This window comes from Paraburkholderia gardini, from assembly GCF_907164575.1.
Classification (GTDB): domain Bacteria; phylum Pseudomonadota; class Gammaproteobacteria; order Burkholderiales; family Burkholderiaceae; genus Paraburkholderia; species Paraburkholderia gardini.
Window position 1 is genome coordinate 1 of the sequence record NZ_CAJQYY010000052.1, and the last position, 13,989, is coordinate 13,989.

14 protein-coding genes and 1 pseudogene are annotated in these 13,989 nt (G+C 62.7%); 5 read left to right on the forward strand and 10 right to left on the reverse strand.

Going from position 1 to position 13,989, the window contains the following annotated elements:
- Positions 1 to 112: 112 nt before the first annotated feature.
- Positions 113 to 1,468 (forward strand): ATP-binding protein, encoded by a 1,356-nt coding sequence (locus LPA34_RS26345; protein WP_228983981.1) that lies wholly within the window; start codon positions 113 to 115, stop codon positions 1,466 to 1,468.
- A 235-nt stretch (positions 1,469 to 1,703) separates the two neighbouring features.
- The gene (locus LPA34_RS26350) at positions 1,704 to 2,465 is read left to right on the forward strand and encodes a DUF4410 domain-containing protein (RefSeq protein ID WP_228983983.1); all 762 of its coding nucleotides are present in this window, start codon (positions 1,704 to 1,706) and stop codon (positions 2,463 to 2,465) included.
- A 112-nt stretch (positions 2,466 to 2,577) separates the two neighbouring features.
- Here the strand turns inward: LPA34_RS26350 and LPA34_RS26355 are convergent, their stop codons facing one another.
- The gene (locus LPA34_RS26355; protein WP_228983985.1) at positions 2,578 to 3,537 is read right to left on the reverse strand and encodes an MBL fold metallo-hydrolase; all 960 of its coding nucleotides are present in this window, start codon (positions 3,535 to 3,537) and stop codon (positions 2,578 to 2,580) included.
- Positions 3,538 to 3,677: 140 nt separating this feature from the next.
- Here LPA34_RS26355 and LPA34_RS26360 point away from each other — a divergent pair.
- Positions 3,678 to 5,426, forward strand: a pseudogene (locus LPA34_RS26360) (IclR family transcriptional regulator).
- Here LPA34_RS26360 and LPA34_RS26365 read toward each other — a convergent pair.
- The 9 genes from LPA34_RS26365 to LPA34_RS26405 form a co-directional block, all read right to left on the reverse strand.
- Positions 5,423 to 5,650 (reverse strand): DUF2783 domain-containing protein, encoded by a 228-nt coding sequence (locus LPA34_RS26365; RefSeq protein ID WP_228983994.1) that lies wholly within the window; start codon positions 5,648 to 5,650, stop codon positions 5,423 to 5,425. The pseudogene LPA34_RS26360 and the gene LPA34_RS26365 sit on opposite strands and share 4 nt — an antisense overlap.
- Positions 5,647 to 7,362 carry an FAD-dependent oxidoreductase gene (locus tag LPA34_RS26370; RefSeq protein ID WP_228983995.1) on the reverse strand — a complete coding sequence of 572 codons (1,716 nt, stop codon included), beginning with the start codon at positions 7,360 to 7,362 and terminating at the stop codon, positions 5,647 to 5,649. Before LPA34_RS26370 ends, LPA34_RS26365 begins: the two co-directional genes overlap by 4 nt.
- Before the next feature lie 258 nt (positions 7,363 to 7,620).
- The gene (locus tag LPA34_RS26375) at positions 7,621 to 8,190 is read right to left on the reverse strand and encodes a YdeI/OmpD-associated family protein (RefSeq protein WP_228983997.1); all 570 of its coding nucleotides are present in this window, start codon (positions 8,188 to 8,190) and stop codon (positions 7,621 to 7,623) included.
- Positions 8,191 to 8,272: 82 nt separating this feature from the next.
- Positions 8,273 to 8,989 carry an O-methyltransferase gene (locus tag LPA34_RS26380; RefSeq protein ID WP_228983999.1) on the reverse strand — a complete coding sequence of 239 codons (717 nt, stop codon included), beginning with the start codon at positions 8,987 to 8,989 and terminating at the stop codon, positions 8,273 to 8,275.
- Positions 8,990 to 9,198: 209 nt separating this feature from the next.
- The gene (locus LPA34_RS26385) at positions 9,199 to 9,507 is read right to left on the reverse strand and encodes a hypothetical protein (RefSeq protein ID WP_228984001.1); all 309 of its coding nucleotides are present in this window, start codon (positions 9,505 to 9,507) and stop codon (positions 9,199 to 9,201) included.
- Between the two features lie 12 nt (positions 9,508 to 9,519).
- Entirely contained in the window at positions 9,520 to 10,101 is a 582-nt protein-coding gene (locus LPA34_RS26390; RefSeq protein WP_228984003.1) for an RNA polymerase sigma factor, read from the reverse strand.
- A 148-nt stretch (positions 10,102 to 10,249) separates the two neighbouring features.
- Positions 10,250 to 10,516, reverse strand: coding sequence for a GFA family protein (locus LPA34_RS26395; RefSeq protein ID WP_228984004.1), 267 nt, complete (start codon positions 10,514 to 10,516; stop codon positions 10,250 to 10,252).
- A gap of 21 nt (positions 10,517 to 10,537) precedes the next feature.
- Positions 10,538 to 11,080, reverse strand: coding sequence for an NADPH-dependent FMN reductase (locus LPA34_RS26400; protein ID WP_228984007.1), 543 nt, complete (start codon positions 11,078 to 11,080; stop codon positions 10,538 to 10,540).
- A gap of 149 nt (positions 11,081 to 11,229) precedes the next feature.
- The gene (locus tag LPA34_RS26405) at positions 11,230 to 12,165 is read right to left on the reverse strand and encodes a LysR family transcriptional regulator (protein ID WP_228984009.1); all 936 of its coding nucleotides are present in this window, start codon (positions 12,163 to 12,165) and stop codon (positions 11,230 to 11,232) included.
- A gap of 99 nt (positions 12,166 to 12,264) precedes the next feature.
- On the opposite strand from LPA34_RS26405, the gene LPA34_RS26410 reads away from it, so the two are divergent.
- Both LPA34_RS26410 and LPA34_RS26415 read left to right on the forward strand, forming a co-directional pair.
- A complete protein-coding gene (locus LPA34_RS26410; RefSeq protein ID WP_228984011.1) occupies positions 12,265 to 13,530 on the forward strand; it encodes an MFS transporter in 1,266 nt (421 codons plus the stop codon).
- A 244-nt stretch (positions 13,531 to 13,774) separates the two neighbouring features.
- On the forward strand, positions 13,775 to 13,989 hold a 215-nt coding region (locus LPA34_RS26415), incomplete at its 3' end, for a hypothetical protein (protein WP_228984012.1).

Consider the following 13,989-nt stretch of genomic DNA (forward strand, 5'->3'; position numbering starts at 1 on the left):
CCGCTTCCACTCGCGGGCGGCCCCACACCCGCGCGCCGCCCCCCCGCCCCCCCCCCCGCTTCATCAAGACCGTGTGGGGCGTCGGCTACATGCTCGTCGCGGGCATCGAGTCGTGACGTCTGCCTCGCGCTCCGGATGGCGCCCACGATGGCGGCCACGTTCGCTGCTGGCGCGCAATATCGCGTTGCTGGTGGCGCTCGTCGCACTGACCCAGGTGTGCTCGTTCACCGTGCTGCTGCACTACGTGCAGCGTCCGCGGATCGACCGCGCCGCGATCATCTTTTCCGACTACGTGAAGACGCTCGACAGCGTGCTCGCGGCCATGCCGCCCGACGAAGGCCGCGCCGCGGCAGCGCGCCTCGGCGGCCAGACACAGCCGCCGGAACATCTCGAATTCGAACCGCACCGCGGCCCGGCCCGTTTTTTTCGCACCTGGCAGCGCGATGTTTTCGTCCGCGCACTGCAACGCTATCTGCCGCCGGACATGCCGGTGCGCTGGCAGGCCGGCGACGGAGAACGGCTCTGGATCCGCGTGCATGTCGCCGGCGAGCCCTGCTGGATCGCCCTGCCGATGACCGAGGACGCGCAGGCGAGCGGCATCACCCTGACGCTCGCGCTCTCCGCGGGCCTCGCGCTGCTGGCCGCGCTGACGGGTTATCTGATCCAGCTGCACATCAACCGTCCGCTCAAGGATCTGGCGCGCGCGGCGCGTCACGTCAGCGCGGGCGAAGCGCCCGTCGCGCTGCCCACCGACGGTCCGACTGAAATCGCCCAGGTCAGTAGCGCGTTCAACCAGATGACCCTGGCGCTACAGCAGGCAGAGGCGACGCGCGCGCTGATGCTCGCGGGCGTGTCGCACGACATCCGCACGCCGCTCACCAAGCTGCGTCTCGCGATGGCGATGGCGATTCCGCGCGGTGCCGACGATACATTCGTGGCGTCGGCGGAAAACTATCTCGACCAGATCGACACGATCCTCCAGCAGTTCATGGACTACGCGGGCAGCGGCGAGCGCGAGGCTCAACAACCTGGCGACCTCAACGCGCTGATCGGTCAGCTCGCCGCGGATTTCGCGGGGCTCGGGCATGAATTCGAACTGTCGTTCGCGGAAATCCCCGTGTTCGCGTACCGGCCCGTGAGCCTGATGCGGCTGCTCATGAACCTGATGCAGAACGCGATCGTCTACGGGCGTACCGGTCTCGCCGTGCGCACGTGGACCGAGGGCGACGCCGCGTGCGTCGCCGTATGCGATCGCGGCAGCGGAATCGCCGCCGCGGAACTCGAGCAGCTCAAGGCGCCCTTCAGCCGCGGCACGAACGCACGGAGTCATTCGGGCGGCACGGGTCTCGGGCTCGCGATCGTCGAGCGCATCGCGCGCCTGCATGGCGGCTCGCTACAGTTTCGCGCGCGCGAGGGCGGCGGTCTCGAGGCCCTCGTGACCTTGCCGCTGAACCGGCATTCTTCATAAAAATGCGTGCGTGCGTCGCGGATACCGGCGACATCGCGCGACATAATTCCTGAATGGCGCGCGCAACCGCTTCCTCCCATACTCGCGTCTGCGTGTTGCGGCACACCTCTTTCACAGGCAGTCCGCCCTCACGCAGACCCGATCTCCGATAGTTTGCGATCCTGTGGATCGAACGATTGTCGGTGACCTCTCCCCCGACAATTGACGGCACGACTGTGCCGATGACAGGATCGACATGCAAACTTCATTCAACTCCCTCGTTCATGACGCAAGGCGTCTGGCAGGCGCGGCACTCGTGGCGGGGTCGCTGCTTCTGACCGGTTGCGCCTCGGGCGTCACGGGTGTCAGCCAGGCGGGCGCCGCTCCGCACGTTCGCGCCGACGTCATCTACGTGTACGCGTTCGATGCCACGCCCGACCAGGTGAAAATGGACAGCGGCATGGCGCAGAACCTGAAGACGATGATGAGCGGCGAACCGGCCGCGCAAAAGCAGTATCAGACAGCGCTCGACACACGCGCACAGGTCTCTGACGAAATCGTGCGCCAGCTGCAATCGATGGGACTGCACGCGGTGCGCACCGATGGCCCCGCACCTGCGAACCAGAATGCGCTGATCGTCGAAGGCAGTTTCCAGACGATCGACGAAGGCAAGCGTCGCCGGCGCATGTTGATCGGTCTTGGCGCCGGCAAGAGCGAAGTGGGCGCGTCGGTCCAGATTCTGTACAAACCCGCCGAAGGTGCGCCGATGCCGCTGCAACGCTTCTCCGCCGATGCGGATAGCGGCCACATGCCGGGTGTCGCTGAAACAGCCGGTGTCGGCACGGCTGCCGGCCATGTCGCAACCGCCGCGGCGACGGGCGCGACGCTGCACGGCGTGTCGGAGGTAAAGCGCGACAGCGTTGCCGGCGATGCGAAAAAGCTGGCCGATTCGATTGCGAAGCAGGTTGCGGCAGCAAACGCTGCGAATGGATGGATGTCGGCAGAGCGGGTGGACTGATGGCCGATGACCCACGGGCTGACGATGCCGCCTGTGACCCCGATGCTGCCGATAAACGCGACACCCGAAGCGGTCACCTTGCCCGGTAGATAGCCGGGCAAGGTGACCCGAATCAGTCCTGCAGCGCGGACCACATTTCCTTGTCGCGTTGCGCGGTCCAGATGCGCGGATGCGTCACGCCGCCCGCTTCATCGAAAGCACGCGAAACGTCGAACGGCAGGCAATGCTCGTAGATGAACACATGCCCGAACTTCGGATCCATCGATTTGCGCGTGAGCGCCATCGCACCCTTCAGGTCGAGTTTCCGCGCATACGCTTCGCGACCGGCCTTGAGCAGCGTGGTCACGAAATCCTTCGTGTAATCGATGCCCTTGTCGACATCCGCCGGCGAAAGCAGCGCCGGGCCGCGACCGGGTACGAGCTTCTCCGCACCGAGCGCACGCAACGCTTCGAGCGTGGTGGGCCACTGCTCGAGTTGCGCGTCGCCGCAATAGCACGCCGCGTCGTATTCGACGAGATCACCCGAGAACAGCACCTTCTGCGAAGGCAGCCATACAACCGTATCGCCCTTCGTATGCCCCGAACCCAGGTGCGCGATCTTCACTTCCAGCTTGCCGAGCCACAACGTGATTTCCTTTTCGAAGACGAGCGTGGGCCACGTGAGACCCGGCACCGTTTCGACGCCTGCAAAGAGGCGCGGAAAGCGCTCGATCTCCGACTTCATGTCCTGCTCGCCGCGCTCGACGATCATCTCGTACGTGCCGCGGCTCGCGATGATCTGCTGCGCGCCTTCCGCGAAATAGGCCGACGCGCCAAGCACGCGCACCGCGTGGTAATGCGACAGCACGACGTATTTGATCGGCTTGTCGGTCACGCCGCGGATTCTTGCGATCAGATCCCGTGCCATTGCCGGCGTGGCCGTGGTGTCGACGATCAGCACGCCGTCGTCGCCGATGATCACGCCGGAATTCGGATCGCCTTCAGCGGTGTACGCGTACGCGTTATCGGAAAGCTGCGTGAACGTGATCTTTTTTTGTTCGAGGTCCGCCTGCGATGCAAATGCCTTTGCCATGTCTGTCTCCATTGCCACCTGGTGAGCGGGATGAAGCATGGTCGGCCGAACGCGATAATTCGTCAATGGCAAATATATTTGCTAACAGATAACTCCGGGTAAACGACGAGCACACGGTTCGCGTAACAGGATCGGCTACCATGCTGTCGTTCCAGTACGAGACATTCAAATTGATCAGGCCTTCAAAGAGCGAAGACATCGAAAGCCCTTCCGACGACACATCCGCCGCAAGGAAACAGCGCGGCATCCAGAGCGTCGAAGTAGGCGGCCGTCTGCTCGATGCGCTGGCGCGTCATCGCGCGCCGCTTGGTCTGAGCGAGCTTGCGGGTGCGGCGCAGCTTTCGGCGGCGCAGGCGTACACGTATCTCGTGAGTTTGACGCGGCTCGGTCTCGTCAAGCGCGACGTACTGACCGGCAGTTACGAACCGGGCCCGCTTGCGCTGCGGCTTGGTCTGCTGCATATCGAGCAGCAGCCGGCTTATCACGTGGCCGTGCCGCAGGCGGCCGCGCTCGCCGGGGCTTTCGGCTACAGCGTCGCTGTTTGCGTCGCGGGCACGCAGGGGCCAACCATCGTGCGCTATGAGCGCGGTGGATTTCCGCTGCACGTCAATCTTCACGTCGGCACCGTGATGTCGCTCGAAGCCACGTCGACGGGGCGCGTGTTCTGTGCGTTTTTCTCGCCCGCGCCGGTCGCGGCCATGTGGCAGAGCCAGACACGCACCCCTGATCGCACGAAGGGCCCGCGCAATGCGAAGGCGGGTCTCGTGCCCGCGTTCGGCGCACCGTTACGTGCGCGCCTCGACGACATCCGCGCGCGCGGGATGGAGCGCGGCATCGATGCACCCAGCCCTGGCATCAGCAGCCTGAGCGTGCCGGTCTTCGATGCGGAGCGCCGCATGCAGCTCGCGCTAACGGTGATCGGCCCGTCGGGCTCGATCGACGTCGACTGGGACGGCCCCGTGGCGCGTGCGTTGCGCGATGCGTCGCGGCGCGTCACCGATGCGCTCGTCAACCGTGTCTGAATCCATTCCAGCAAGCGCCTCATGACCCCAGACGGCTCCCTCCCCCTCCCGATATCCGGCGACACGCGGGCACAGCGCGGCATCAGCGCGCTCGACAACACCGGCGAGCTGCTGCTCGCGCTCGTCGCGGCAGGCCGGCCGCTATCGTTGCGCGATCTGGCCGCCGACGCCGGCATGCCCGCCGCTAAAGCCTTTCCTCACCTCGTCAGTCTGCTCAAGATCGGCTTGCTCAGCCGCGACGAGGCGGGTTTTTTCAGTCCGGGACCGCTTGGCCTCGAACTGGGGCTTATCGCGTTGCAACGTCTTTCGCCGATGCGCGAAGCCGAGACGGAAATCGCCACGCTCGCCGCGGGCTCGGGGATGAGCGTCGCGACCGCCACGCTGGGGCCGCTTGGTCCGACCGTGATCCGTCTGGAAGAATCGTCGCAGCCGCAGCACGTGAGCCTGCGTGTCGGCACGGTGATGTCGCTCGTCAATACGGCGATCGGACGTGTCTTTGCCGCGCATGTTTCGGAAGACGTGCTCACCGGTCTGCTCGCCCAGGAATCCATCCGCCTCGCCGGCATCGATCCGGCCGAAGCGCTTGCACCATCGAGGAAAGGCCGCGCGACGCTGCGTCCGGCTTACCGTTCGCGTCTTGCGCAAATACGTGAAGCCGGCATCGACGACGCGTTCGACGCGCCCGTGCCCGGCATCGGGACGCTCGCCGCTCCGGTATTCGATCACACGGGAAGCATCCGTCTCGTGATCGCGCTGATCGGTTCGTCGGGCAATTTCGAGCGCGATCTTCAGGGCGAAACCGCCCGGCAACTGCTCGCGGCAACGCACCGTCTGTCGTGGCGGTTTGGGTGGATGAGCGGGCGCTAAACCGCGGCCGTTTCAGCGATATCGCCGCCGCCGATACCGGCACGCGCCATCGCGAGCGCTTCGCCCAGCACCTGGGCATCGCCGATATGGTTCGCAAGCAGCAGCACGAGCTTCGCGTTTAGCAGGTGGCTTTCTTCTTCGGTGAGACCGTTGTGCGTGTCGATGAGCTTTTCGTAGAACGCATCCGGGTCCACGAGATTCAGTTCAGTGTTCAACCGGTTCATGGTCGTGATCCTTCAGCGTTACACGTCGCGCGATCGAGCGCGGCTTTCACCGACGCCGGGTCGAGCGCGCGCCAGCGCGCACACACGTGCTGATCGGGACGCAGCAGATAGAACGTGCCCGCACGGGCATCGAAGCGCGCGTTGACAAGACCTTCGACGTCTTCAACGACGAGGATGTCCGACGGCATCGCATTTTCCGCACCTTCCAGCCGCGTGCCACGCGAAACCACGATCAGCACGCGCACGGGCAAGGATAGTTTCGTCAACACAGCGAGTCGCGCGGCGCATGCAGTGACGTCTTCGGCCGGGTCGTGAAAATAGATGCCTGTGAACGCCGCCCCGCCCGTCTGATGCAATAACCACGCGTCGCGGGCCGCCACCTTCACGGGGGCATCCGTGCATACCGCGCCCGGCACCATCGCGCAGGAAAACGCGTCAGCGGTTTCGTCAGGTGTGTTCAGCGGCGACGTGCGCAGCACCGCGGGCACGGACAGTCTTCCGCTATTCACGACACGCCGCGCGAACGGACAGTCTTTCGCGAGCTTTAACGTCGCGTCGCGGAACATGCGCGATATCGCGCTCTTTGGCGTGATGAAATCGGTGGCGCGTGTCGAATGGAGGATGTTCTCGTCGGCGGCGCATTCGCGTTCGGATGCGTACGTGTCGAGCAGCGCGGGCGGCGCATCGCCATTCACGACGAGCCGCAGTTTCCACGCGAGATTGTCTGCGTCCTGCACGCCGCTATTCGCACCGCGCGCGCCGAACGGCGACACGCCATGCGCAGAGTCGCCCGCGAACAGCACGCGGCCGTGCCGGAAGCTGTCCATGCGTTGACACGAAAACGTGTAGACGCTGACCCATTCCAGTTCGAATTCGACATCGTCGCCGAGCAGTGCCTTCACACGCGGAATCACGCGCTCCGGCTGTTTTTCCGCGACGGGATCGGCGTCCCATCCAAGCTGGAAATCGATGCGCCAGACGTTGTCCGGCTGGCGATGCAACAGCACCGACTGGTTACGGTGGAACGGCGGATCGAACCAGAACCAGCGCTCGCTGGGGAACGACGCCTTCATTTTCACGTCGGCGATCAGAAAGCGATCCTTGAACGTCCGGCCGTGGCTGTCGAGGCCCATGCAACGGCGCACCGCGCTGCGCGAGCCGTCGGCCGCGATGACGTACCGCGCCCGCAGCGGATAGATACCGTCCGGCGTTTCAACCTGCAGTTCGACGTAACCGTCGTGCTGGGTCAGGCCTGTGACCGTGCTTTTCCAGCGCATCTGCAGGTTGTCCATCTGCATCGCGCGCCCGGCCAGATAGCCTTCGACGTAGTACTGCTGGAGGTTGATGAACGCCGGGCGCGCGTGGCCGGCCTCCGGCAGCAGGTCGAACGTGTAGACGAGTTCGTCCTGAAGGAACACCTTGCCGACATTCCAGCTGACGCCCTTCTCGATCATGCGCTCGCCGCAACCGACGCGATCGAACACTTCCAGCGTGCGCTTCGCGAAACAGATCGCGCGCGAACCGGTGGACAGCGTGTCGTCGCTGTCGACGAGGACCGTGCGCACGCCCTGCCGGGCAAGATCGATCGCGGCGGTGAGACCCACCGGACCCGCGCCGATGACGACCACCGGATAGAGCGCTGGCGTGGGCGCGTCGTGGTCCGTGGCGCGCGCGTAGGTAAAGCGCGGAGTGATCTGATCGCTTGTCGGCATGGCGTCTCCAGTTGCAGTCATGCTGATTAGCCTGTGGCAAACGAAATTGCCTTTCGCTAGTTTTTAGTCATTGTATAAATGTTTTGTTATACGCGAATCTGTGTTTACCCCGAGGGTGGGCGACATAGCGCGCGACTGAAATTGCATGTCCGAAGCGTACCGTCGCCACGATATTTCCGATGAGAACTGGGCTTGCTTCAGGCGGCCCCTCGAATCCGCTGCCTCGTCATGTGGCTAAAAATCTCACGACGACCGTCCTTAGGGATGGAAGGTTTCGCCACGGGTCAGCATGTCGACGAATTCCTCGATCTTGCGCGCCCGTGTTTCGGGCTTTTTGGCATTCTGTATCCGAAACAGGATGGCGTAGCGGTTGCGGCTGTTCAGCGTTGCAAAAAACGTCCTGGCTTCGGGATTTGCGTCCAGGGCAACCTGCAGGTCGTCCGGCACCGTCGAGTTGCTGGCGGACGTATAAGCCATTTCCCAGCGACCGTCTTTCCTGGCCTTCTCGATTTCCTGCATGCCCGGCGGACGCATTCTGCCGGCGGCGATCAGTGCTTCAGCCTTGTCTTTGTTGAGCCGGGACCAGATGCTTTTCGCGGAGCGTCGAGTGAAGCGCTGTAACCAGTATTCCTCGCTCCCGGCCTGCTTCTGACCATCAATCCAGCCATAGCAGAGCGCGCTCTCCAGCGCTTGTGCGTAAGTCAAGGTCGGTTGTCTGGCGCTCTTCTTCGCGAGGCGCAGCCATGTCCCGGTCGAAGTACCTTCGTTTTGTGCCAACCAGTTTTCCCATTCATTCTGGGTAGCAAATGTTAGATGCGATTCAGTCATGGCAATGACCCGAGTGGTTGAGTTCACGATCGGTCGCAGCCTGGTCATGTGGCCAGGGCCTGGAATCTCATGACGACACCCCCTAAGAAACGACGACTGTGAATTCGATCCCTGATTCAAAGTCCAGCGTCGTCGTTGAAAAACGCGGATTGCCGTCGAGGTACTGCTTGTACGGCCGAACGGCGTCCTCGGCTGTGTACATGCTGTCGGCAAGAACGATGGATCCCGGGCGAAGAAGGCGCTCGGTCTGCTTGAACAGATCCAGATACGTGTTGGCCCATACGTCGATGAACACCATGTCGAACGTGCCGTCCAGTTCGGAAACAGCCTGAAAGACGTCGCCCTCCCGCAGATCGACATAAACGTCTACGCCCGCGGTTCTGACGTGATCCCGAAGCTGTGCGCACTTCACAGGGTCGAGTTCAGTCGCTATAACCATGCCGCTGCCCAACGTGCGAAGGGCCTCGGCGAAATACAGCGTGGACACGCCGCACGAGCTGCCGAGTTCGAGAATTCGGGCTGGCTTGTGGGAAAGCGTCATGTTGCGTAAAAATCGTCCCGTTTCCGCAGACACGGCTAACGACAGAGCCGTGCCTTGCGACGATTCGAAATCTTCGCTGGATAGCCCGAGCGTTTCGAGAAACCGTCCGCGCAGACGAGGTGCGAGTGTGTCGTAATCCTCCGCGAGTGTCAGGAATTCCTCGTTCGATCCATGAAACTGCGCCCGTGCGCGGGCCATCACTTCCGTCTGGCTTTGTTCATGAAGCCGCCGCAGAAGCATCGTGGCTGTTGATGTCATACGTTCCCCCGAAAAGCTGAATCGACCTGACGAAGTGTCCAGAAGACGGCTCGCATCTCGCCCTGGCCGTGCCGGATTTCGAACGTCGGAAATACGGTTTGCCGGTGTGTTCTAACGGGCTTGATTGCCGGTTCACGCACCTCGTCACGCAACGGGCGCGATCAAATGCCTGTCCTGATTGCAGTTGGCCTGCGATTGCTCGCGCATGATCAATCTTCCACGTGCCGGGTTGGACGCGACGGCCACGCCGCCTGGAAGCGTTCCCGTTCTTCCGGCGTCATGGCATTCCATTTGCGCCAATGCCGCCGCTCGCGCCATCGGCCATGTCCATGGAAGCCGCCAAAAAGAATGCGGCTCAGAACCAGCAAGCCTAGTGCATGCATGAAGTCGATCGTACGGGCGTCCACGAATAACGCTGGAATCACCCAGTTCCATAGCATCATGACCGCCCACCCGAGCACGCCGATGCCGACTATCACGAGCACCGCTTTACCTGCACATCTGATTCGATAATTCATCCGTCGGCTCCTCTAAATATCCAGTTCGTCATAAATGGCCTGCAGTCGGGCGCGCAGATGCAAGACCGCGTAGCGCTTGCGCGCAAGCAACGTATTGAGCGTGACGCCGCTTTGCGCCACCATGTCCTTGAAGGACCGGCCTTCCAGCTCGTGCGCGATAAATACCTCGCGCTGATTGGGCGGCAACTCGTCGAGCGCATCCTGCAAGGCCTTGAGCAATACGGCACGGGCGTAGAGCGCTTCGGGACCTGCGTCGTGCGCGGGTAAGGAAAGATCGAGGCGATACTCACTGCCGGCGTCATCCTCATCCCCGGACAGATCCGTCAACGGCTGCTCTTTCTTCTTGCGAAAACGGTCGATGATGCGGTTGCGTGCGGCGCGGAAAAGCCACGCGCTTGCCTGTTCGATCGGAGCGGGAAGCCGGTAAGCCTGAACGAATTCGTGAAAGACATCCTGCAGGATGTCTTCGGCATCGTCTGGATCGCGTATGCGGCGCCGGATAAAATTGACGAGCTTCGCGCGCTCGCGCACCACGGTCGCGGTGATGTCGCTGTCTCGTTCGGTCATCGTGTCCGGGGCGGGTGGCGGTTCCATGCGTCTGAAGACGTTTCAGGCGCGCGAATATTGTGGCTCGCTCAAAAAAATCTGCCTTCGGCAGCCACCGGCTCGCTTGAAGAAATGCATGACACGGTGGTGAGCATCACGTGACAGAGAGAATGGAAGCATCACGATACGGCTGAATTCAATGGATCGCCGATTGAAGCGACGATCGATTGACGCTGGCTGTGTCTGTCTCGGGTTGCTGAACATCCAACTGATGGCGTTCGGACATGAACTGAACGAACCCGGCCTTGAAGCGCGAAGGATCGTCCAGTGTTCCGGCATCAATGGTCACGATGTCCGGCGCGTGATGGGGCGTTCCAAAGAGCACGCTGCCACAATGAGGGCAGAAGTTGCGCGTAGTTGGCTGACTACGTACGAGCGCGTAGACATCGACCAGAACTGACAACCTCGTGCCCGATGGCTACATCTACTGAAGCCTGGATGATGTCGTCGCAATATGGTCGACCAGCGCCCGAAGGGCGTGCCGCAGCGCGTCCCCGCTAACGGGATCATTCGCCATGGTGACCGGTTCAGTCTGCTTGCCAGGCAATTGCAGCGTGACGCAAGCGTCCTGAACCAGCGTTGCCGACATCGTCTCGAGAACCAGCTTCAATGCGGCCTGGGCGTCAGATGCTCGAGGCGAGGTGTTGATAAGAGCGACGGGCTTTCCCGGAAAATCAAGGCTTCCCACCAGCCAGTCCAGCATGTTTTTGAAGGATCCCGGGATCCCGCGGGCGTATTCCGGGCAGGAGATCAAAAGGGCGTCTGCTTGACCTGTCCGCGTGCGTAAATCAACGATGCTTAGGGGAAGGTTCGACTCAAGGTCCGGATTGAAATGGGGCAGTTTGCCGATCTCGTCATAGCGTTCGACGATAACGCCAGGCGGCGCCAGCATGGCAGCCGCGGACAGTGCGCAGGTATTTGACGACACGGCGCGCAGACTGCCTGATAGAGCAAGGATACGAATCATCGTAATCGAGCGGGTAACCGGTTGGCTGCGTAGTATCCCACGCCTGCCAGATACTCATCCTTCCGCGATATAGCGTCACAGATCGCGTCGCCTCGCCCGCGCCGGTCGGGCGGCCGCACCGGATTGCAGCGAGGTTTGCGTCCGCCCTCTTATCTCCCGGCGTCGGCGCCCGCTTCCTGCATCGACACGCAGCTTTCGGCCAGCACCCCGGTCAGCGACCGGCGCAATAAATCGACGGGCCGGGTCAGCCGGCCAGGGAGCGATCCATGAATGAACCATGCATGGATACCCGTACGAAAGTCCGAGGTCTCGACGACCCGCAGCGCCGCGCGATGCACCGAGCGTTCCAGCAGATCGGGCGTAACGAGCCCAATGCCGATGCCGCGCGCAACGAGCGAAAGCTGCAGTTCCGAGCCGAACGCCTCCACGGCAACATTGAACGGCAGTCCTGCTGCGTCCAGCGCCTGCCGCAGAGCGGAACGCATTCCGCACCCGTCCTGATTGAGGATCCACTCGCACTGCGACAGGTCCGCCAGCGCCAATGGCTTGTCGGGCAAACCGAGCGAGTGCGCCGCGACGATCACGGTCGGCAGGAATGCGAGCGCCGTGGCCTGCAGCGTTTGCGGTGGCGAGAAGCTGGACGGCATCAGCACGACCGACGCGTCGATCGATCCGCGCCCGACGCCTTGCACGAGTCCCGGCGACCAGCCCGCCGTGACGCGCAACGTAAGTCGCGGAAAAGTACTTCGCAGCAGGTCGAAGGGCTCTTCCAGCGCCACTTCGGCAAGAAACGGCGGCATGCCGATTCTCAGTTCGCCGGCGGGCTCGCTATCAGGAGACGCAACCGACAACAGATCGCCGACCGCACGCAATACCGTGCGCGCGAGCGCATAGACTTCGTTGCCCGCCGCAGTCGGTTTGAGCGGCTTGCTCTGCCGATCGAGCAGCTCGGCCCCCAGTGAACTTTCAAGGTTTTGCACGCGCCGTGTCAGGCCGGGCTGCGTGAGGTGGAGCTTTTCCGCCGCACGCACCATCGAGCCGCTTTCCACGACCGCGACAAACGCCTCCAGATCGCGTGTATTCAAAATTAACCCGCATAATCATTATCAACATATTTCAATTGTCGCATATTGAGTCGGCCCTTAGGATGGTTCTTTCACATCCCATCGCAAGAGTGCCGCTCGATGAATTCCTTCCCCGAAAATCCTGGCTGCGTCGCCACGACGTCGGCATCCGAAACGCCACAGCGGCTCACCGGGCCGCTCACGCTCTTCTTCGCGACGGCGGTCGGCGTGATCGTGATGAACCTGTTTGCCGCGCAACCGTTGACCGGCGCGATCGCCCGAAGTCTGCGACTTGCGCCGGAACTGGCGGGCATCGTCGCGATGCTTCCGCAACTCGGTTATGCGGCCGGACTCGTGCTGCTGGTGCCGTTGTGCGATTTACTTGAGAACCGCCGCCTGATCGTTCGAACACTGGCGTGCTGCGCCGGTTTTCTCGCCGTCGCGATGTTCGCCGATTCGCGCGCAGTGTTTCTGGTCGCGATATTCCTCGCCGGGGCGACATCCAGCGTGATCCAGATGCTGGTGCCGATGGCGGCTTCGATGGCATCGGAAAGCCACCGCGGAAGAGCGGTTGGCAACGTGATGGGCGGTCTGATGCTCGGCATCCTGTTGTCGCGCCCCGCTGCGAGCGTGATCGCCGGCGCGATCGGCTGGCGTGCTTTCTACGGGCTTGCCGCGTTAATCGACGCGCTGCTCGCGGCAGTGCTCTACATGAAGCTGCCCGCGCGCCTGCCGGCTGTCGCAACGCGTTACCCGATGCTGCTGCGCTCGTTGTGGACGTTGCTGGGAACGGAGCCGGTACTGCAACGCAATGCTGCATCGGCCGCGCTGGTAATGGGTGCGTTCAGCGCGTTCTGGACCGCGATCGGCTTGCGCCTTGCAGAGCCGCCATTCAGCTTCGATATGAATGGCATTGCGTTGTTCGCCTTAGCCGGCGCGGCAGGCGCGGTGGCGACGCCGCTTGCCGGGCGCGCGGGCGACCACGGAGCGGCTCGCAAGGCACTCTTTGCTGGCCATCTGGCCATGCTTGTCGCGCTCGCGGTAATCGGCGCGGCGGGCGCTGGCTGGGGCGGCTTTTCGGCGAGCGCCCATCCGGTGCTGGCAGTTGCGTTGCTGGTCGCGGGTGCGGCCGCGCTCGATGCTGGCGTGGTGACGGACCAGACGCTAGGCCGACGCGCGATCAACCTGATGAATCCCGCCGCGCGCGGAAGGCTCAATGGGCTGTTTGTCGGCGTGTTTTTCGTTGGCGGTGCATTGGGTGCGATGTTCTCGGGGGCGGCCTGGTCGCTGGCGGGCTGGACCGGCGTCTGCGCAGTGGGCTTCGTGTTCACCGGCGTCGCGTTTGTTCTCAGGCTGATCGGCGTGGTTCGCGGTGCCGAGGTCTGACTCGGGTGAAGAAGCGGAACTGGTGATCGTGGATGCCGTCCTTTTCATTCGAGCGGCAGTTTCACCTCGGGCAGCAGACTGTCGCGCCGACTAACTTCATCGTGGCGTCGAAGTCAGGCCATCCTTACGCCTATGTGCCCTGGAACACACGTGGAAAGTGGCGGCGAGAATATTGTAGGAGACCAGCCGGAAAGCCGTCTGCCTTACCGGGAAACGGAACACTTGAAGTAAATTCGTTCTCGACATGACGATCAGCCGCGAATTTTCCTGGTCGCAGAAATGTGATTTTCCGATGCTCGATGCAGACTGCGCGGTTGGCGTAGTGACGGAATCCGACGGACTCAAAGAAATCTCGATTCCATCCCGGTCGGTTTCGGCGGTTGTCAACGTACTTGTCGCGTCACTTCACGCGAACTGCTTTAGTTCTGCCGGTTGCATGCGCTCCGGATTGAGCCAGAC